The sequence below is a fragment of the Streptomyces sp. NPDC025784 genome (assembly GCF_055558435.1).
Map to the genome: position 1 here is coordinate 1,196,107 of NZ_JBVHMN010000001.1, position 20,052 is coordinate 1,216,158.

The 20,052-nt window shown below is 72.1% G+C and carries 16 protein-coding genes, 1 tRNA gene and 2 pseudogenes; 5 read left to right on the forward strand and 14 right to left on the reverse strand.

The window, feature by feature from the left end; translation table 11 throughout:
• Positions 1–51 precede the first annotated feature (51 nt).
• Together ACZ4IF_RS05175 and ACZ4IF_RS05180 are read right to left on the reverse strand one after the other, a co-directional pair.
• Complete coding sequence (locus tag ACZ4IF_RS05175) at positions 52–1,239, reverse strand: SPFH domain-containing protein (protein WP_467559632.1); 1,188 nt, start codon at positions 1,237–1,239, stop codon at positions 52–54.
• Positions 1,240–1,368: 129 nt separating this feature from the next.
• A complete protein-coding gene (locus tag ACZ4IF_RS05180; protein ID WP_467559634.1) occupies positions 1,369–2,730 on the reverse strand; it encodes a peptidoglycan-binding protein in 1,362 nt (453 codons plus the stop codon).
• A 304-nt stretch (positions 2,731–3,034) separates the two neighbouring features.
• Here ACZ4IF_RS05180 and ACZ4IF_RS05185 point away from each other — a divergent pair.
• The 3 genes from ACZ4IF_RS05185 (at position 3,035) to glxA (ending at position 7,395) form a co-directional block, all read left to right on the forward strand.
• Positions 3,035–3,108 (forward strand) — tRNA-Lys (locus ACZ4IF_RS05185).
• Positions 3,109–3,514: 406 nt separating this feature from the next.
• Positions 3,515–5,461, forward strand: coding sequence for a glycosyltransferase family 2 protein (locus tag ACZ4IF_RS05190; RefSeq protein WP_467559636.1), 1,947 nt, complete (start codon positions 3,515–3,517; stop codon positions 5,459–5,461).
• The gene (gene glxA / locus ACZ4IF_RS05195) at positions 5,458–7,395 is read left to right on the forward strand and encodes a radical copper oxidase GlxA (RefSeq protein WP_467559638.1); all 1,938 of its coding nucleotides are present in this window, start codon (positions 5,458–5,460) and stop codon (positions 7,393–7,395) included. The genes ACZ4IF_RS05190 and glxA overlap by 4 nt, the downstream gene beginning before the upstream one ends.
• A 129-nt stretch (positions 7,396–7,524) precedes the next feature.
• Here the strand turns inward: glxA and ACZ4IF_RS05200 are convergent, their stop codons facing one another.
• The 8 genes and pseudogenes from ACZ4IF_RS05200 to ACZ4IF_RS05235 form a co-directional block, all read right to left on the reverse strand.
• Positions 7,525–8,541, reverse strand: coding sequence for a glycoside hydrolase family 6 protein (locus tag ACZ4IF_RS05200; RefSeq protein WP_467559640.1), 1,017 nt, complete (start codon positions 8,539–8,541; stop codon positions 7,525–7,527).
• A gap of 456 nt (positions 8,542–8,997) precedes the next feature.
• Positions 8,998–9,657 (reverse strand): class F sortase, encoded by a 660-nt coding sequence (locus ACZ4IF_RS05205; RefSeq protein ID WP_467559642.1) that lies wholly within the window; start codon positions 9,655–9,657, stop codon positions 8,998–9,000.
• Position 9,658: 1 nt separating this feature from the next.
• Entirely contained in the window at positions 9,659–10,498 is an 840-nt protein-coding gene (locus ACZ4IF_RS05210; RefSeq protein WP_467559644.1) for a hypothetical protein, read from the reverse strand.
• Positions 10,499–10,619: 121 nt separating this feature from the next.
• On the reverse strand, positions 10,620–11,399 hold the full coding sequence (locus tag ACZ4IF_RS05215) for an HAD-IIA family hydrolase (protein WP_467559646.1): 780 nt from the start codon (positions 11,397–11,399) through the stop codon (positions 10,620–10,622).
• Between the two features lie 194 nt (positions 11,400–11,593).
• Positions 11,594–11,932 (reverse strand): annotated as a pseudogene (locus ACZ4IF_RS05220) (2-aminoethylphosphonate ABC transporter substrate-binding protein); the annotation flags it as partial.
• A gap of 118 nt (positions 11,933–12,050) precedes the next feature.
• Positions 12,051–12,269, reverse strand: a pseudogene (locus tag ACZ4IF_RS05225) (HAD family hydrolase); the annotation flags it as partial.
• A 116-nt stretch (positions 12,270–12,385) separates the two neighbouring features.
• On the reverse strand, positions 12,386–13,321 hold the full coding sequence (locus ACZ4IF_RS05230; protein ID WP_467559648.1) for a hypothetical protein: 936 nt from the start codon (positions 13,319–13,321) through the stop codon (positions 12,386–12,388).
• A gap of 607 nt (positions 13,322–13,928) precedes the next feature.
• Complete coding sequence (locus ACZ4IF_RS05235) at positions 13,929–15,053, reverse strand: ROK family transcriptional regulator (RefSeq protein ID WP_467559983.1); 1,125 nt, start codon at positions 15,051–15,053, stop codon at positions 13,929–13,931.
• Positions 15,054–15,272: 219 nt separating this feature from the next.
• Here ACZ4IF_RS05235 and ACZ4IF_RS05240 point away from each other — a divergent pair, with 219 nt between their 5' ends.
• Positions 15,273–16,349, forward strand: coding sequence for a Gfo/Idh/MocA family protein (locus ACZ4IF_RS05240; RefSeq protein WP_467559650.1), 1,077 nt, complete (start codon positions 15,273–15,275; stop codon positions 16,347–16,349).
• Positions 16,346–16,810, forward strand: coding sequence for a heme-degrading domain-containing protein (locus ACZ4IF_RS05245; RefSeq protein ID WP_359491756.1), 465 nt, complete (start codon positions 16,346–16,348; stop codon positions 16,808–16,810). Before ACZ4IF_RS05240 ends, ACZ4IF_RS05245 begins: the two co-directional genes overlap by 4 nt.
• Positions 16,811–17,118: 308 nt before the next feature.
• Here the strand turns inward: ACZ4IF_RS05245 and ACZ4IF_RS05250 are convergent, their stop codons facing one another.
• The 4 genes from ACZ4IF_RS05250 to ACZ4IF_RS05265 form a co-directional block, all read right to left on the reverse strand.
• Entirely contained in the window at positions 17,119–17,976 is an 858-nt protein-coding gene (locus tag ACZ4IF_RS05250; RefSeq protein ID WP_467559652.1) for a fumarylacetoacetate hydrolase family protein, read from the reverse strand.
• A gap of 131 nt (positions 17,977–18,107) precedes the next feature.
• The gene (locus tag ACZ4IF_RS05255; protein ID WP_467559985.1) at positions 18,108–18,854 is read right to left on the reverse strand and encodes a YidC/Oxa1 family membrane protein insertase; all 747 of its coding nucleotides are present in this window, start codon (positions 18,852–18,854) and stop codon (positions 18,108–18,110) included.
• A gap of 163 nt (positions 18,855–19,017) precedes the next feature.
• Positions 19,018–19,335: a DUF6412 domain-containing protein gene (locus ACZ4IF_RS05260; protein ID WP_359491752.1), complete on the reverse strand. Its 318-nt coding sequence runs from the start codon at positions 19,333–19,335 to the stop codon at positions 19,018–19,020.
• A 131-nt stretch (positions 19,336–19,466) separates the two neighbouring features.
• On the reverse strand, positions 19,467–19,994 hold the full coding sequence (locus ACZ4IF_RS05265) for a winged helix-turn-helix transcriptional regulator (protein WP_467559654.1): 528 nt from the start codon (positions 19,992–19,994) through the stop codon (positions 19,467–19,469).
• Between the last annotated feature and the right edge of the window lie 58 nt (positions 19,995–20,052).

Genomic DNA, 20,052 nt, shown 5'->3' on the forward strand with positions numbered 1-20,052 from the left:
CCTCCCCGCCCCGGCCGCACGGGGCCCCGTACGGCCGGCCCGTCCGCACACCTACGAGGAGGCCTCCCTGCGCCCGGTGTAGAAGGCCACCGTCAGGTCCTTCACCAACGCCTTGCGTTCATAGTCGTCGAGCTCCACGAGCCCTCGCATGGTCAGCCGGGTCACCGTGTCCTCGACCGAGTCGACGACGGAACTCAGCACGGTGTCGCGGTGCTGGGCGTCCAGGGCGGCGACGCGGCGGCGCTGCATCACGGCCGCGACCTCGGGCGCGTACTCGATCCGGATCGGCTGCACCGAGAACACCTCCAGGCCCACCGGTGCCGTGTCGGCGGCCACCAGCCGGGTCAGCGCCTCACCCACCGCGTCCGTGTTGCGCAGGGTCACGTCCTTCACGACGGCGGGCGGCAGTTCCGCCGGAAGCTGCGACAGCAGCCGGGTGAGCGCCGCCTCCACACACGCCCGCAGATACTCCTCGTGGTCCTCGATACCGAGCGTCGCCCGCGCGGTGTCCTTCACCCGCCAGACGACGAGCACCACCACGCGCAGCGCGACCCCGTTCGCGTCGACCACCGACATCGGCTCGCTGCGCCAGTGCCGCAGCCGCACGTCCACCCGGCGGCGCAGCACCAGCGGGTTGATCCACATCAGTCCGGTGCGCCGGACCGTGCCGCGGTAGCGCCCGAACAGCCCGAGCACCCAGGCCCGCCCGGTCCGGCCGCGGGCGATCCCCCCGAAGCCGAACAGGCCGAGCGCCCCGGCCCCCGCGTACGCCGCCCACTGCGCGGGCCCGAGCCCGGCACCCGCGGCGGCCGGCAGCTCCAGCGCCCCGGTCACGGACGGCGGCAGCGCACCCGACCACCACGAGGTGAGCACGCACCCCGCCACCCCGCAGGCCCCGGCCAGCACCCCCGCCGCTCCGGACAGCACCCGGGCGGGCCGCTCCACCAGCTCGGGCTCGACCTCCGGCACCGGGCGTGGCGCCCGCCCGGGAACGGACCGTCTGACCCTCGGCTGTTCACCGGTGCCGCGCCGGCGGCCCACGACGGCGGGCGCGAGCGGCACGGAGACGGGCTCCGGGTCGTCCCGGAAGAGCAGGTGGACGGGGATCTCGGTGGTCGCCTCGTTCTGGATGAGGCGCGCGGACCGGGTCCCGCCGGCGCCCTCCGCGGTCGCATCGGACCCGGAGGCCGGGGAGGGCGCCCCCTCCGACTCCGGGGTGTGTGACGTCGTCGTGCTCATAGCTGCCTCCATGCCTCCGCGCCTGGAAGTTTCGTGAGAACCCGGGACGGGCCCGGGAATCGCCGAGCCGTGACGGACGGACCCGCAACCGACGGACGAACCAGATGTCCACGAGCCCCAGAACGGTGCTCAGGAGAAGAGCCGCCGCCACGTCTCCGGCCCCGGATAGCCGTCCGCCGCGCCGCCGCGCCAGCCCTGGGACCGCTGGAACGCCTCCACGTTGCGCCGGTCCGCCTCACCCCAGCGCGGACCGGGCCCCGAGGTGTAGTACTTGCCGAAGCCCTTTATGACCAGCTGCCGCCCCAGCCGGGTGACATGGGCGTTGTCGGCCCCGGGGCGGAACATGCCGCGTCCCGGATAGCCGGGCACGCCGTGCGAGGATCCGCCCGGCGTCTGGCCGCCGTCCGGTCCGGTGCCCTCCTTGCCACCGGTGGACCCCGAACCCCCCGCCGCCGCACCGGGGATGTCCTTGCCCTTGCTTCCCACCAGGTACGACCAGGTCTGCGGCCCCGGCAGCCCGTCCGCGTTCGCCCCGGTCCAGCCCTGCGCCCGCTGGAACTCCTGGGTGGCCCGCCGGTCCGCGTCCGACCAGCGCGGCCCCGGCCCCGAGGCGTAGAAGCGGGCCGCACCCCGGTCGACGAGGAGGCCGCCCAGCTGGGTGACGTAGCCGTTGTTCGCGCCGGGTCCGAAGTACGCCGAGCCCGGATAGCGTGCCGTCGCGGTACCCGGGGAGGACGCGCCCGCACCGGCCGTGGTCTCCGCGAGCCCCTTGTACCGGTAGGCCAGATAGCCGCTGGAGTGCGTCCAGTAGGCGTAGGGGGTGGACTGCTTGCGGGCGTGCGGGCGGGTCTGCTCGTAGGCGATGTAATAGGTGTGCGTGTAGTCGGTCCAGCCGCCGAACAGCACGACGTGCGACCCGTTCTGCGGATCGGCGGGATTGTGGAACAGCAGGATGTCACCGGGCTGAAGCTGGTCGCGGGAGACGCGCACCCCGAAACCCGCGAGACTGCCCGTCCATTCGTTGCCGGGCAGGTTCCAGGCCATCGAGACGAAGCCGGAGCAATCCTGCCGGTAGCCGTCCGACCAGTACGCGCTCATGCTGTACGGCACCTTGCCGGAGACCCAGGCCTTCGCCCGCTTGATGATGGCGGCCCGGGTGGTGGTGGGCACCGCGGCCCCGGGCCTGGTCGGTTTCGCGGGTCTGCCCGCCGGGCCGTGCAGCGGGGCCCGGCCGCCCTGCGGGGTACCGGGCTCGTCGGCCGCGGGGGCGCCCGGCCGGGCGGGTCCGTGCGCGACCGCGAGCGCCGGCACCGGCTGGCCGGCGCCGAGGACGGTGCCCGCCGCGGCGGCCAGGACGAGCGCCCTGCGTGCCGCCGGATGGCCCACGGGTCCGGGCAGCGCGGACGCGGGCATCACACGCCGCCAGTGCACGCACCCGGGGCAGTCGCAGCCGCTCGCGGGATCGATCTCCTCGAACACCGGAGCATCCATGCGACTCCCCTCGTACTCCCCGTCAAATTGTCCGCATTTCTGCACATTCGCCAGTCTGGCAACTGTGCCCCGGTGTCGCATGTTGACGGTCCGAATGATGTAGGCCACCCGGGCCCCCGCCTCACCCGGAGCCGCCCCCTCCCCCGGCGCCCGCCGCTCCGGCCCGGCCCTCAGCCGCTCCCACCCGTCGCCCTCCGCTCGTCCTCCGCGCCTGTCCCGACCCACCTCGTCACCCACCCTCCGGTCCTCCGGTCCTGCGGTCCGGAGCACCCTCCCGGGTCGGGTAGAGTTCTGCCGTCAGCAGGCGCCGCTAGCTCAGTTGGTTAGAGCAGCTGACTCTTAATCAGCGGGTCCGGGGTTCGAGTCCCTGGCGGCGCACCGACCGAAGGGCCCTCTCGCCACCGCGAGGGGGCCCTTCGCCGTACGCCACATCACCCTCGTCGTCGCACACGTGTCCCAATGAGCGCGTATGACCGGTTAACACATCGTTTCGCATCTTGCGATCATGAGGAACGGCGTAGAACCCTGGGCTTCAAGGGACTGTCGATACATGACAGTTGGGGGCAGGGCCGGTTGCGGGCATGGGGGGTTGGGGGCCCCGTTCATGAACGGATGCCGAGGGGGGCATCATGCAACCGGAAGGTCGTCGTTCCATGTCTATAGGGTGTGGAAGATGTGGTGACTGCGGCCTGCCAGTGATGCGTCCGGGAAGGTCGAGGGGGACCTGAGCGGGCGCCAAGAACCGACGAACACGCACCTGACCGTGCGTGCGGGGGGATGACTCATGACGTCGACGCCGACGGGCGCCCGGCATAATTTCGACCCGTCCGAGACGACCCAGCTCCGCGTGCCGTCGCACCGGACGGGCGGCTTCCGGAGAATCAAGAAGTCGCTTCCGAGGTACGACTACGAGCACTACAGCCGGCTTGCGGGGCCCCTCACTCAGCCGGACCCGGGCAAGCCCTACAAGGTGCAGTACCGCTCGCTGCTGTCGCAGGAGCCGCACCGCATACGGGCGGCCCTCATGCTGGGCGCGGCGCCGCTGCTCTCGCTGGTCCTGCTGGGCTGGCTGCTGCAGCCCGAGCACTGGACCGAACGCGACTACCCGGCCTACGACTTCCTGCCCGCGCTCGACATCGTCATGCTGGTCTCGATCGGTCTGATCGAGTTCTTCCGCTGCATGAACGTGCTGTCGAACGCGCACGCCACCCTGGTCGCCCGCGACCCGATCCCGGTGGTGCCCGAGACCGGCACCAGAGTCGCCTTCCTCACCTCCTTCGTGCCCGGCAAGGAGCCCCTCGCCATGGTGACGAAGACCCTGGAGGCGGCGGTCAAGCTGCGCCACCGGGGCCTGATGCACGTCTGGCTCCTCGACGAGGGCGACGACCCCGAGGTGAAGGAGGTGTGCGCGCGTCTGGGCGTGCACCACTTCTCCCGCAAGGGTGTCTCGAAGTGGAACCGGGCCAAGGGCCCGCACCGCGCCAAGACCAAGCACGGCAACTACAACGCCTGGCTCGAGGCGCACGGCGACGACTACGACTACTTCGCGTCGGTCGACACCGACCACGTGCCGCTGCCCAACTACCTGGAGCGGATGCTCGGCTTCTTCCGCGACCCGGACGTCGGCTTCGTCATCGGCCCGCAGGTGTACGGCAACTACGACGCGTTCGTCACCAAGGCCGCCGAGTCCCAGCAGTTCCTCTTCCACGCCCTCATCCAGCGCGCCGGCAACTTCTACGGCGCCCCGATGTTCGTGGGCACCTCGAACGCCGTACGCATCAAGGCGCTGAAGCAGATCGGCGGCCTGTACGACTCGATCACCGAGGACATGGCGACCGGCTTCGAGATCCACCGCGCGAAGAACCCCGCCACCGGCCGGAAGTGGAAGTCGGTCTACACGCCGGACGTGCTCGCCGTCGGCGAGGGGCCGAACGCCTGGACGGACTTCTTCACCCAGCAGCTGCGCTGGTCCCGGGGCACCTACGAGACGATCCTCAAGCAGTACTGGAAGGGCTTCTTCTCCATGCCTCCGGGCAAGCTCTTCAACTACACGATGATGATCATCTTCTACCCGATGTCGGCGCTGAACTGGATCCTCGCGGCGCTGAGCTGCGCCCTCTTCCTGGGCCTGGGCGCCTCCGGCGTGAACATCGACCCGACGGTCTGGCTGATGCTCTACGGCAACGCGTCCGCGCTGCAGATCGGCCTGTACATCTGGAACCGGCGCCACAACGTCTCGCCGCACGAGCCCGAGGGTTCCGGCGGTGTCGCGGGCATGGTGATGTCGGCGCTGTCCGCGCCGATCTACGCCCGCTCGCTGATGGACGCGGTGCTGCGCCGCAAGAGCAAGTTCGTGGTGACGCCCAAGGGCGATTCGGCCAGCCCCGACACGCTGTTCGGGACCTTCCGGATCCACCTGTTCTTCATCCTGGTCTTCGCCGGCTCGATCACCGCCGGCTTCGTGCTCGGGCACTCCCACCCCGCGATGATCACCTGGGCCACCTTCGCCCTGCTGATCACCGCCTCGCCGATCTTCGCCTGGCGCTGGACCATGCGCCAGGAGCGGAAGAAGCCGCCGACGCCACCCGAGGCCGCCACCGTCCCGCCGCAGGCCTCCGTGCCGCAGCAGGAGCAGCACGCCCCGCACGCGCCGCAGCAGCGGCCCACCTGGGCCTCGGCCGGGGGCAACGACCAGACCATGCAGATCGCCCTTGGGGGACGTAAGAAATGAAAGACGGTGCCCGCCGCCGCCGTGCCCGCCGCCTCGGCATAACCGGGGTGGTGGTGCTCGCTCTGGCCGGGATGAACGGGCCCTGGCTGTATCGCTTCGGGACGGACAAGTACCACCAGTACACGATCAACAAGCCCGAGTACAAAGCCGACAACGGCCACTGGGACATCGTCCAGTTCCCCAAGGAGTACCGGCAGAACACCATCCACGCCGCCCTGCTGCACACCGGCAAGGTCCTGCTCGTCGCGGGCTCGGGCAACAACCAGGACAACTTCGACGCGAAGAAGTTCGACACGCGGATCTGGGACCCGGTCAAGGGCACCATCAAGAAGATCCCCACCCCGAGCGACCTGTTCTGCACGGGCCACACCCAGCTGTCCAACGGCAACCTGCTGATCGCGGGCGGCACCAAGCGGTACGAGAAGCTGAAGGGTGACGTCACCAAGGCCGGCGGCCTGATGATCGTGCACAACGAGAACCCGGACAAGCCGATCACCCTGCCCGCGGGCACCAAGTTCACCGGCAAGAAGAACGGCAAGACGTTCGTCTCCAAGGACCCGGTGCTCGTACCGCGCGCCAAGAAGGTCTTCGACCCGGCGACCGGCGTGTTCCTGCGCAACGACCCGGGCCTCGGCCGCATCTACGTCGAGGCGCAGCGCAGCGGCCAGAAGCACGAGACCGGCACCCAGGACAACTACCGCGTCCAGGGCCTGACGGGCACCGACGCCCGCAACACGTACGGCATCGCGCAGAAACTCGCCCTGGACAAGAAGGACTTCCAGGGGATCAGGGACGCCTACGAGTTCGATCCGGTCGCCGAGAAGTACATCAAGGTCGACCCGATGAACGAGGCCCGCTGGTACCCGACGCTGACCACCCTGTCCGACGGCAAGGTGCTCAGCCTGTCCGGTCTCGACGAGATCGGACAGCTCGTCCCGGGCAAGAACGAGGTGTTCGATCCCAAGACCAAGAAGTGGACCTACACCAAGGGCATCCGACAGTTCCCGACCTATCCGGCGATCTCCCTGATGCAGAACGGCAAGCTCTTCTACTCGGGCTCGAACGCCGGGTACGGCCCCGACGACGTGGGCCGCAAGCCCGGTGTCTGGGACGTGGAGACCAACAAGTTCACCAAGCTCAAGGGCCTGAGCGACGCGAACATGATGGAGACCTCGGGCACGGTGCTGCTGCCGCCCGCCCAGGACGAGAAGTACATGGTGATCGGCGGCGGCGGAGTCGGCGAGTCCCAGCTGTCCAGCAAGAAGACCCGGCTCATCGACCTCAAGGACAAGAACCCGAGGTTCGTGGACGGTCCAGAGCTGGAGAAGGGCACCCGCTACCCGCAGTCCTCGATCCTGCCCGACGACACCGTGCTGGTGTCCGGCGGCTCCGAGGACTATCGCGGGCGCGGTGACTCCAACATCCTCCAGGCGCGGATCTACAACCCGAAGTCGAACACCTTCGACCGGGTGGCCGACCCGCTGGTGGGCCGCAACTACCACTCGGGCTCGCTCCTGCTGCCCGACGGCCGCGTGATGTTCTTCGGGTCCGACTCGCTCTACGCCGACAAGGCCGACACCAAGCCGGGCGTGTTCGAGCAGCGCATCGAGATCTACACGCCGCCGTACCTGTACCGCGACTCGCGGCCCTCGCTCTCGGGCGGCCCGAAGACGATCGCGCGCGGCGGCTCGGCCACGTTCTCCTCGCAGCACACGTCGTCGATCAAGACGGCCCGGCTGATCCGGCCGAGCGCCTCCACGCACGTCACCGACGTCGACCAGCGATCCGTCGCGCTGGACTTCACGAAGACGAAGGACGGCATCACGGTGACGGTTCCCAAGAACCGGAACCTCGTGGAATCCGGCTGGTACATGCTGTTCGTGACGGACGACCAGGGAACGCCGAGCAAGGCCCAGTGGGTCAGGGTGCCCTGATCCCGGCCGCCCGGCACCGGGTGCGCCTCGCCCCGAAGGGCGAGGACCACGGACGAAGGGGGCGCCCTCCGCTTCGAGCGGAGGGCGCCCCCTTCGTCGTGTCCGGCCGCCGATGCCCGGCGGCCCGCGCTACTCGGTGGCCTGTGCGAGCTTCAGCGCGTACTGCGGCCACCACTGGCCCGCTTTCGGTCCGCCCTTGCACGTGCCGTCGGACTCGCCCGGCCGCTTGACCCACAGATAGGCGTCGACGAGCGGGTCGGCCGTCTTGGTCGTCGGGGTCTCACCGAGCGCTCGGCCCGGCGGGTTGCACCAGTTCTCGTCGGCCTTGCCGCCCGTGTACGGGCCGTTGCCGTTGCGGCTGGTGTCGACGACGAAGTGCTTGTTGCCGACCTTCGCGGACAGCTGCTTGCCGTAGGCGATGGAGTCCTCGGTCGAGTAGAAGTTGGAGACGTTGACGGAGAAGCCGTCGGCCTGGTCGATGCCCGCCCACTGGAGGGGCTGGAAGATCTGGTCGGGGTGTCCCCAGCCGGCGTTGCCCGCGTCCAGGTACACCTTCGTGTTCTTCAGGGACTTGAGCTTGCCGATGGCGCCCTTGAGGAGGTCGTAGCGCTCCTCGTGGTACTCGTCCGGGGTGCACTGGTTGACCAGGTGCAGGACCGCGTCCGGCTCCAGGATCACCGTGGCGGGCCGGTCCCCGATGCCCTGGGCGACCCCGTCGATCCAGGTCCGGTAGGCGTCGCCGTCGGCGGCGCCGCCCTGCGAGAACTGTCCGCAGTCTCGGTGCGGGATGTTGTAGAGGACCAGGATCGCGGCCCGGTCCGCCTTCTCGGCAGCCTCCGTGAAGCCGCGTGCCTCCGACTCCGGGTTCTCCGGGCCGATCCACTCGCCGGTCGGCTGCTCCGCTATCTTGCGGATCTGCTCGGCCTCGTCCTTCTTGTCCGCCTTCAGGTAGGCGGCAACCTGCTCGGCCGCGTTCCCGTCCGGATTGACCCAGAACGGGTCCGAATTCTTGGGCTGTTGCGTGACCTTGGCATCCGAGCCGTCGCTCTTGCCGTCGCCCCCGGAGGAGGAACATCCCGCGAGAAGCAGTGCCGCCCCCACCACCGCCACGGACGCCCGTGCCCCGGCCCCCCTGCTGCCGTACATCCAACTCCCCCTTGGGTGCACCGTCCTAAGTCTCAATCCTGACATAGGTGTCGCGCGGCTCACGAGGTCACCCACCCTTGTCGGAGAGCTGTTACAGCCCCGGACCTTCCGGGACCCGGAGACATCCGCCCCGGGCGCGCGCAGCGCACACTCCGGGCACCGGGCCGCCCCGGCCCCTCCCGTGGCCACACCCACCTGCACCCATCACGCAGAGTCACGGGTCGTCGACTTGGCGTCAGACGACCTCTAGGCCGGAACGCTCATCCGTTCTAGAGTTGCCCCAAATGGCCACGGCCCCGAGCCTGTTGCCTCCGCCCGCGTACCCGCGCGGACGGCCCCAGAACCTCCCGCGCCGGTCGCCGGGTTACTCCCGCAGCCCGTGCGCGCGCGGTCGAGGACCAGCCCGGTCGGCGGCTCCCGGGGGAGCGTGTCGCCGACCGGGCCCGGTACCGCTCGTCAACCGCTTCCGGTGAGGTACGCCGACACCACCACGTTCGCCGTGTAGGTGCGGCTCGCGCGGTCGAAGGTGCCGCCGCAGGTGACGAGCCGCAGCTCGGCCCGCCCCGGCTCGTGGGCACCGTAGGCCTGCTGGGCGTCGAAGTGGTCGCGCGGGATCACCTGGACCTCGTCCACGGTGAACTCGGCGACCTTCCCGTCGTCGCGGACGACACGGACCGTCGCACCGGGCCGCACCGCGCTGAGCTTGTAGAAGACCGCGGGCTTGGTGTCGGTGTCGACGTGCCCGACGAACAGCGCGGCGCCGGCCGCTCCCGGCCGCACGCCGGCGGCGTACCAGCCGACCACGCCGGGCTGCTCGAAGGGCGGCGGCTCGATCGCGCCCTGCCCATCGAGCCCGCGGGCGACGACGGGGGCCTGCACCCCCATCGACGGGATGTCGAGGCGCTGCGGGCGCGCGTTGCCGAGCGGTTCCAGCGCGGGCGGCAGCGGGACGTCCGGGCGCCCGACGGCAGCGATGTCCCCGGTGGTGGGCGTCGTGAGCCCCTGCCGCACATCGGTCAGGTCACGGCCCCACAACCACAGCCCGAACAGCAGCACCAGCCAGGCCACCGCGGTCAGCAGCCGCCCCGTGCCGGAAGAACGCTCGTGCTCGGACATGTCAGTCGCGGTCGTCCCCCCGGCGCGTGACGGTCCGGGCGGAGCCGCGGACCCGGGGGAGGATCGCGACGGCGACGGCGGCCACGCCGGCCAGGACGAGGCCGATCACGGCCTGCCGGGTGCCGGGGCCGGCCGCTCGCGCGTCCGGGGTGGCCAGGAGCACGGTGCCGCCGCCGCCCGCGTGCACGGGCGCGATCGGCGAGGCCGGGACGTCGGCCGGTGCGGACGCGAAGCCGGAACCGTGGTCGTCACCGGAGCCCTCGTCGGAGCCGGAGTCCCGCCCGGGCTCGGCGGCGTCCGGTCTGTCCTGCGGCACGAGAGCCGTCGGGATGATGCCGGTGGGGATGATGCCCGTCGGCACGATGCCCGTCGGGAGGATGCCCTGCGGCACCCGGATGGTCGGCTCGATGTCCTGCGGCAGCAGGTGCTGCACGACGTCGTTCGGCAGCAGGTCGGGCACGGCGCCCTGGGTGGCGGAGCTCCGCGGCATGATCTGCGCGACTCCCCTGACCTTGCCGTCCCGGCCGTCGCAGGCGACCTCGACGGCGTACGTGCCGGGCGCCAGACCGCTGGTCACCCGGGTGTCGCCGGTCAGGACACCCCCGCCGGCGGCGGTGAGCCGCGCGTCCGAGACGAACGCCGCGGACGTGGCGGTGCCCGTCCTGCCCGAGCAGCCGGTCGCCCGGAGCCGGACGTCGGTGCCGGGGGCGGGGGCCGCGGGCGTCAGCAGCACGCCCGTACCCGGGTCGGCCGCGACGGCGAGGGGGGCGAGCCACGCTGTGGGTGCGAACGCGGCCACGACCGCCGCCCCGGCGCAGAGAGTGATTCGCTTGGAACGCATCGTGAACCTCCAGACAACAGGAGGTTCCCTCCAGCGGCGCCGGGGCGCATCTTCAGAGCGGTCCGGTTGCTCCGTCCGAGTCTGTGTGCCTTCGTGCGGGTTTCAAACGGGCCGGCGGGTCTCAGACCAGGTCGACGAGGTCGGCGATCGAGTCCACGACCTTCGACGGCCGGTACGGATACTGCTCGATCTCCTCGGGCGTGGTCAGGCCCGTGAGGACCAGGAAGGTCTGCATCCCGGCCTCCAGCCCCGCCAGCACGTCGGTGTCCATGCGGTCGCCGATCATCGCGCTGGTCTCGGAGTGCGCCCCGATCGCGTTCAGGCCGGTGCGCATCATCAGCGGGTTCGGCTTGCCCGCGAAGTACGGCTGCTTGCCGGTCGCCTTGGTGATCAGTGCCGCAACCGCACCGGTCGCGGGCAGCGGTCCCTCGGCGGACGGGCCCGTCTCGTCCGGGTTGGTGGCGATGAAGCGGGCGCCTTCCTTGATCAGCCGGACCGCCTTCGTCATCGCCTCGAAGGAGTAGGTGCGGGTCTCGCCGAGGACCACGTAGTCCGGGTCGTGGTCGGTGAGGACGTATCCGATGTCGTGCAGCGCCGTCGTCAGGCCCGCCTCACCGATGACGTACGCGGTGCCGCCCGGCCGCTGGTCGTCCAGGAACTTGGCGGTGGCCAGGGCCGAGGTCCAGATGTTCTCGACCGGCACGTCGAGGCCCATGCGCCGAAGTCTGGCGTGCAGGTCGCGGGCCGTGTAGATGGAGTTGTTGGTGAGCACCAGGAAGGGCTTCCCGGACTCACGCAGCTTCTTGACGAAGGCGTCGGCGCCGGGGATCGGCACGCCCTCGTGGATGAGCACACCGTCCATGTCGGTGAGCCACGATTCGATGGGCTTGCGCTCTGCCATCTGCTGGGTCTCCTGCCGTCCTGGCGTACCTGCACGCACTCGATCCGGGGGCGCCGGAACGACGTTGTGCCGGCGCCCCCAGCCTAGGGGGTGCCGTTCGGATCTGTTCGAGCCCGGATCCGAACGGCATCCCTGGTCACGACGGCGTGGTCCCGGCCCCGGTGGTTCCGGGGGCGTCGCGGGTGGGGCGGGGTTCAACTGCCGGTGGCGGACTTCCAGTCCGCGACGTACGAGGTCAGGTTCTCGTCGATGTCCGCCCAGTCGGGCTCGAAGACCTCGACGCCGTCCATGAGCTTGGCCAGGGCAATGGCGTCGGCCTCGGTGGCCCTGACGTCGGAGCGCGCGGAGAAGCCGCCGCCGATCGCGCTGACCTGCTGCGGGGCCTTGGCGGACAGCATGAAGTCGAGGAGCTTCCTGCCGTTCTCCGAGTGCGGGGCCTCGGTGGCGAGGCCGACGGCGTACGGGAGCGCGACAGTGGTCGGCCGGCCGGCGGCGTCGGCGGCCTTGCCGGTGGCCTCGGGGAACCAGATGCCGTCTCGCCCGAACCTCCCTCTACGTACTCGACCTTGATTCCGGTCTGCTTCTCGAAGTCCTCGAAGACCTGGTCGTACCAGCCGTCGCCGTTCTCGCCCTTGAAGCGGATTCCGCCGGTCATCGCCCGGCTCCGCCGAGCGGCGCGGCCCCGTCCAGGGGGCCGGGCGCGCCGAGGAGTTCGGGCAGCGCGGCCACGGACGGCAGCACGTGCCCGGCCCCTGCCGCACGCAGCGCCTCGGCGCCGTGCGCTCCGGTCAGCACGCCCGCGACGACGCCCGCCCCGGCGCGTACGCCGCTGAGCATGTCGTACGAGGTGTCGCCGACGACGGCGACCTGCCGGAAATACGGCCGTGCTCCGGGATGCCGGAACGGACGGGGCGCCGGGGTCCTGGTCGTTCGGGTAGTCCACGAGGGGATCGTCGCAGACGGTGCCGGGCCCCGCGGTACGGGTGTCAGCGGTGCCGGCCCCGGCGCTCCCGGCGGAAGGCCACGAAGAGGGCGGCCCCGGCGGCCGACAGCAGCAGGCCCGCCGCCACCCCGACGGCGTGCGGCGCGCCCGGTCCCGTGCTGGCCAGCACGTCCGCGGACGGGTTCGCGTTCGCGTCCGTGCCGGTGGCGTCGCGGCTCGCGTCCCCGGTGGCGGTGCCGTCCCCGGCACTCGCGGTGGACCCGACGCCGGGGTCGGCCCCGGCGCTCTCCCCGTCACCGACGCCCCGCCCCGGGTCCCGCCCTTCGCCCTGCTGCTCCTCCTGCGGCTCCTCTCCCGGCGACTCTTCGCCCCGCTCCTCGCTCTCCTGCGGGTCCTCGACGCGGAAGCGGTAGTCGTTCGACTCCCCCACCCAGTCGCCGTCGTCGTCGTGCCGCTGCACGACGGCCGCGTTGGCGACGACCTCGTTCGGCACGGGCGCGTCCGACGTCAGCGACAGCCGCACCTTCACGGTGAGGGTCCGGCCCGCGCCCACGGTGAACCCCGGGAACCCGTCGTCGAACGCGCCCACGTTCTCGGACTGGTCGCTCTTGTCGAACGTCACCGCGTGCGACTTCTCTCCCTCGTAGAACTCCAGCCGCGCCTGCTCCGGCCGCAGCGCCCGCTTCTCGTCCACGAGCACGACGATCGGGTGGATGCCGCCACAGGCGTGCGCGGTGGTGTTGGTGAGGTCGATGTACCAGGTCGAGAAGTCGCCGCCGACGTCGTACACGGCCGGACCGCCGTGGATACGGGTCTTGATGGGGAAGTCCCGGGTGTCGGGCGCGGCGCAGGCGGGACGGGGCTCCGAGGCGGTGAGCGCCGGGGTCGGGGTCGACACGAAGGCCGCCGGGGCGAGACTCCCCAGAGCCGCGGGGGCGGCGGCGGTCAGGGCGAACGGAAGCAGGGTACGCAGTCGCATGAAGGGCCTTTGCCGATCGGGGGGACGGCTGGGAGCGGGATCGAAAGCGGCAGGGGTACCGGGCAACGGCCTCCCCGACCGTGCCATGCCGCTCCGCCCGCGGCGCCCCACCACGCCGGACAAGTCGCACAAATAGCCCGAACGGCGGCCCCTTTCGAGTGCAGGGGGCCGTCAGGCCGCCGGGCGCCGACTGCCGTTGGCAGAGGCCTTTCGACACCGGGGAACGCAGAGCCCGTCCGGCGCCGGCTCCGGCGTGCCGAGCCTTTTCGGCTCCGGGGAACGTTCAGTCCGTCTGGCGTCGGCGTTCACTCCGAACCCCTTCCGGCCTCGATGCGGGAGACGGGCCTGGAGGCCGGTGCCGGGCGTGCCCGGTGTGCCCGGTGCGCCCGGTGCGCGCCGGACGGGTTTCGCCCCCGCCGCCCCTGCCCGTCCCTCGTTCCTGGGGGCTCCGCCCCCGGACCCCCGGATCGGCCGGAACGGCCTCGTCCCCGGACGCCGGACGGGCTGTTCACTCCCCGGCGCTGCCACGTCCCAGGCATGGCCCGGCCCCACCATCCCTGCCCGTCTCCTGATCGCCCTCCCAGGTACGGCGGTGCGAGCCCCGCCCCTACCCCTCCCCGCGTCCGAACAGCGGAGCCAGCAGCAACTGGGCGGCCCCCTCGGCGACGCCCCGCGCCCCGCCCGGAGCCACCCGCACGGGCACTCCCGCGGCAGCCCCTTCACGCCGGGCCCGCTCCTCCAGCACCGCCCCGACCCCGCGCACGAAGACGTCCTCCGCCGCCGCGACGGTCCGCCCGCCCAGCAGCACGAGATCGATGTCCAGCAGCCCCACCAGGTTCGCGGCCCCCGCTCCGAGCACCCGGGCCGCCTCCTCCGGCGCTCCCCGCCGGACCGCGTCCAGGCACAGCACCTCGATGCACCCCCGGTTGCCGCACCCGCACAACGGCCCGTCCAGCTGGATGACCTGGTGCCCGAACTCGCCCGCCCCGGTGCGGGCCCCGCGATGCACGGCCCCGCCGATCACGAGCCCGGCCCCCAGACCCGTACCGAGATGCAGATACGCGAAGGACCCGCCGCCGGAGCCCGCCGGCGCGGCGAACCCGGCGGACCCGGCGTGCTCGCTCCCCGCCACCGCGACGCCCAGGGCGGCGGCGTTGGTGTCCTTGTCCACCACGACCGGCCGGCCCAGCCGTCCCGCCAGCGCGTCCCGCAGCGGGAACCCGTCCCACTGCGGGAACCCGGTGACGCGGTGCAGCACCCCGCGCGTGTGGTCGAGCGGTCCGGGCAGGGCGACGCCCACGCCCAGCACGGACATGCCGGCAAGCAGCGCCTCGACCTCCCCGGCCGCGCCCTGGACGACCGCGTCGCCCCCGGCTCCCAGGTCCAGCGGGGCCCTGCGCTCCGCCACCACCGCTCCGGTGAGGTCGCACAGCACCGCCGTGAGTTCGTCCCGGTCGAGGTGGAGTCCGACGGCGTGACCGGCCTCGGGGACGAGCCGCAGCACCGTGCGCGGCTTGCCTCCGGTGGAGGCCCGGCGGCCCGCCTCCGCCGCGAGCCCCTCGGCCCGCAGCCGGGCGGTGATCTTGCTGACGGCCTGCGGGGTCAGCCCGGTCCGCTCGGCGAGTTCGAGCCGGCTGATCCCGGCGGGCCCGGCGGCCCGCAGCAGGTCGAGCACGAGGGCGGTGTTGTGGCTGCGCAATGCCAGCAGGTTCGCCCCGGCGGGCCCTGCCATGCCCACGGCCCCGCCCGCACCCGAGGAGCCGGCCGCCCCGGCGGCCCCCGCAGCCGGGTGCGCGCCGCCGCTCGCCGACTCGGCAACACCCGCCCGCGTGTGGCCCCCGGCCACCGTCGGCGCCGGCGCCTGTCCCGCCTCTCCCGCGTTCGTCCTGTTCACATCCGCCATTGTCTCCCGCGCTTGCACTTTGGCAACAGCGTTGCGAAAGTGGGAGGCATGACTCGTACTCCCCTCCGTGTGGGCCTCGTCGGCTACGGCCTCGCGGGCTCCGTCTTCCACGCCCCGCTGATCGCCACGACCGAGGGGCTCGCCCTCGACACGGTCGTCACGTCGAACCCGGAGCGGCAGGAGCAGGCCCGCGCCGAGTTCGGCGACGGCCTCCGGATCGCCGCCACGCCGGACGAGCTGTGGGCGCGCGCCGACGAGCTGGACCTCATCGTCATCGCCTCGCCGAACAAGACGCACGTACCGATCGCGACGGCCGCGCTGAAGGCCGGCCTGCCCGTGGTCGTCGACAAGCCCATCGCCGGCACGGCCGCCGAGGCCCGCGAGCTGGCGGCCCTGGCCGACGAGCGCGGGCTGCTGCTCTCCGTCTTCCAGAACCGCCGCTGGGACAACGACTTCCTGACCCTGCGCAAGCTGCTGGCCGAGGGTGAACTGGGCGACGTCTGGCGCTTCGAGTCCCGCTTCGAGCGCTGGCGCCCGCAGCCCAAGGGCGGCTGGCGCGAGTCCGGCGACCCGGCAGAGATCGGAGGTCTTCTCTACGACCTCGGCAGCCATGTCGTCGACCAGGCGCTCGTCCTCTTCGGCCCCGCGACGTCGGTGTACGCCGAGTCGGACGTCCGCCGCGACGGCGCCGCGACCGACGACGACACCTTCATCGCGATCACGCACGCGAACGGCGTCCGCTCCCACCTCTACGTCTCCGCGACGACCGCCCAGCTCGGCCCGCGTTTCCGCGTCCTGGGCTCGCAGGCCGGCTACGTGAAGTACGGCCTCGACCCGCAGGAGGCGGACCTGCGCGAGGGCAAGCGGCCCGCGGCGGGCACGGAGTGGGGTGCCGAGCCCGAGGCCCTGTGGGGCCGCGTCGGTTCCGGGGAGTCCCCGCTGAGCGGCGGCGGGCGCCCCGAGCCCACGGTCCCGGGCGCCTACCCGGCGTACTACGCGGCCGTCGCCGCCGCCCTCCGCGACGGCGGTCCCAACCCGGTCACCGCGTACGAGGCGGCCGCCGCGCTCGACGTCCTGGAGGCGGCCCGCCGGTCCGCCCGCGAGTCCGTGGTGGTGTCCCTGTGAACGCGCCGGAGATCGCCGAGCTGGAGGAGCAGGAGCGCCGTCTGACGCTGCCGCACTTCACTTACGACGACGCGTGGGCCCTGGGCACGCTCCTCGTGGAGCTCGCGCGCGAGCGCCGGGCGCCCGTCGCCGTCGACATCCGCCGCGGCGGGCAGCAGCTCTTCCACGCGGCGCTGCCGGGCTCGACCCCGGACAACGACGCCTGGATCGACCGCAAGCGCCGGGTCGTCGAGCGCTACGGCTGCTCGTCGCTCCTGGTCGGCTCGCGTTTCCGCGCCAAGGGCACGACGTTCGAGGAGTCCTCGCGCCTGGACCCCGACACGTACGCCGCGCACGGCGGCGCGTTCCCGATCACCGTCGAGGGCGCGGGAGTCATCGGCACGGTGGTGGTGTCGGGCCTGCCGCAGGTCGAGGACCACGCCATGGTCGTAGAGGCCCTGGAAAAGCTCAGGACCACCTGAACACCCCCCACCCGGCCCCGCCGACAGGCGGGGCCGGAAGCGCCCCGCAAGGGGCGCGAGGAACGGCGCGCCCAGCCACCCCCGACCCGCACGGGACGCAAACCCGGAGACGCCCCGCAAGGGGCGCGAGGAACGGCGCGCCCAGCCACCCCCGACCCGCACGGGACGCAAACCCGGAGACGCCCCGCAAGGGGCGCGGGGAACTGCGCACCCAGCCACCCCCGACCCGCACGGGGACCCGAAACCCGAAACCCCCGCCCCGGCCCCGACACCCCGGGCCCCGCAGAACCGCAACCCAAGCGGAGCGCCTACGCGTTCTTGAGGGCCTGCCGCTGCCGCCCCAGCCCCTCGATCTCCAGCTCGACGACGTCACCGGCCCGCAGGTACGGCTTCGGCTCGGGCTGCCCGAGGGCCACCCCCGCGGGCGTACCGGTGTTGATGACGTCACCGGGGTAGAGCGTCATGAACCGGCTGACGTAGCGGACGACTTCGGCGACGGGGAAGATCTGCTCGGCCGTCGTGCCGTCCTGCTTGAGCTCGCCGTTGACCCACAGCTTCAGCGACAGGTTCTGCGGGTCCGGGACCTCGTCGGCGGTCACCAGCCACGGCCCCAGCGGGTTGAACGTCTCGCAGTTCTTGCCCTTGTCCCAGGTGCCGCCGCGCTCGATCTGGAACTCGCGCTCGGAGACGTCGTGCGCGACCGCGTAGCCCGCGACGTGCGCGAGCGCCTCCTCGTCGGTCTCCAGGTAGCGGGCCGTGCGGCCGATGACGACCGCCAGCTCCACCTCCCAGTCGGTCTTCACCGAGCCGCGCGGCACGAGCACCGTGTCGTTCGGGCCGACCACCGTGTCCGCCGCCTTGAAGAACACGACCGGCTCGGCGGGCGGCTCGGCGCCGGTCTCGCGGGCGTGGTCGTGGTAGTTCAGCCCGATGCACACGACCTTGCCGATGCGGGCGAGCGGCGGCCCGACGCGCAGCCCGGCCGCGTCCAGCGCGGGCAGTTCCCCGGCCGCGGCGGCGGCACGGATCCGGCCGAGCGCCGCGTCGTCGGAGAGCAGCGCCCCGTCGATGTCGGGGACGATGCCCGACAGATCCCGGAGGGTCCCCTCGGCATCGAGCAGCGCGGGCCGCTCCGATCCCGCCGTACCGACTCGCAGCAGCTTCATGATCACAATCTCCCTCGATCGCGGGCTGTCGACCGACGGGTGCAGCCATCGGAGGACTGGTCGATCCTCCAAGTTCGGCGTCCAGTCCGCAATACCCCGTTCACGGACTGGACCGTAACCCGCGGACGGGCTCAGGTGAGGGCCGCCGCCGCGGGTGCCGCGCCCGGCATGTCGCGGTACAGCACCGCCCGCTCGACCGCGCTCCATGTCGTGCTGGTGACCACATACAGCGCGGCGGCCAGCGGTACCACGGCCACGGTGAAGAGCGTGAAGAAGGACAGGAACGGCATGAACCGGTTGACCGAGGCGAGTCCCGGCACCTGTTCGTCGCCGGCCGTCGGGGCGGCCGCCGCCATCGTCCGCCTCGTGCGCCGGTAGTTGAAGGTGGCGACGGCCGCGACGACCGCGAACAGGCCGAGATAGACGAGTCCCGGGGCGCCGATGAGCCCGCCGTCGCCCAGGGCGTCCGCCCACCGGCCGCCGAGCGGCGCGGCCAGCAGCCGGTGCCCGAGCAGGGCGTTGGCGTCGCCGCCGATCGTCGAGCTGGAGAACAGGTGGTAGAGGAGGAAGAAGGCCGGCATCTGGAGCAGGCTGGGCAGGCATCCGGAGAGCGGCGACACCTTCTCCTGCGCATGCAGTTCCAGCACCGCCTTCTGGAGCGTCTCCCGGTCCTTCCCGTGCTTCTTGCGCAGTTCCGCGATGCGGGGCTGGAGTTCGGCGCGCGCCCGCTGCCCGCGCGCCGCCGCCCGGGACAGGGGGTGCACGAGGAGTCGTACGAGCGCGGTGAACAGGATGATCGCCGCGGCGGCCGCCGAGTCGTGGAACAGCGGGCGGAGCAGGTCGGCGAGCTGCTCGACCAGGTCGGCGAAGGCGGACATGAACGTGGACATGGGTGAGCCCTCCGGGGGTCTCGTCGTGCCGGAATCGGACACCTCGACGGCGTCGGGGGCGACGTGCGTCGGGGGTGCGGCATGACGGGCCCGCGCGGGGTGCACGGAGTGCCGGTCGGCGTGACCGGAGGCGTGATGGTGCGGTGCGTCCCTACGCGGTGGCCGTCAGGAGGGCACGGCCGGGTGCGCGCGGGCGGGTGCGCCCGGCGGCGTCGGGATCGCGTTGGGGCAGGAACGCCGTGCGGTGCTCACGGTCGCGGATGGCCGTCCGGACCCGCGTGCGGGGGACGGCGGGCGCGCAGCGCGAGCCGGTGAGAGCGCAGACGGCGAGCGCGGATCCGGCCGCCGCGGTCGCGGTGAACGCGACGGCCACGGCGGCGGAGAGGCTGCCCGTGTCGAGCAGCGCGACCTCCAGGAGGAGCACCAGCAGCACGGCGGCGGGACGCGCGTTCGCCCAGTTCCGTGTCATGGACCGCTTCCCCTCTCTGCTCGTGCGTGTGGCCGTGTGCGGACGCGTGCCCGTGCTCCTGCCCGTGGCGCGGCGGGCCCGCGTCGGCCGTCCCGCACCGCGGCTTCCTGCCGTGCCTGCCGTGCCTGCCGTTATACAGGATCCGTCTCGATCGGCCGCAGCAGCCTTTTCGGCTTGAGCAGGGCCCGGCTGACCGGATCCGCCGGGTCCGGATCAAGTCCGGGTCCCGGCACCATTTCGACGTCCGGGACGGGCACGACGGTTCCGCAGGCGGAGCATTCACCGCAGAGACCGAGCTCCGTACCGCAGTCCGCGTGACGGAACGTCCGCAGCTGGGTCTCGGTGAAGTGCTCGCGGCCCCACAGTCCGAGTGCGCGCAGCGTGGGCCACAGGGCGATGCCGCGGTCGGTGAGGACGTACTCGTCGCGCGGCGGCGACTGCTGGTAGCGGCGCTTTTCGAGGATCCCCTCGGTGGTGAGCGTCTGGAGGCGGGCGGCCAGGACGGCGCGCGGGACGCCGAGGTGCACGAGGAAGTCGTTGTAGCGCCGCACGCCGTAGAGCGCGTCGCGGATGACGAGGAGCGTCCAGCGCTCGCCCACGACTTCGAGTGCGCGGGCGATCGAGCACTCCTGCGTCGCGTAGTCCTTGCCCAGAGCCATGCCCCCACTGTAGCCACTTTCCGACATCTTGGTTCAGTGAACGAACCTAGGGTGCTAC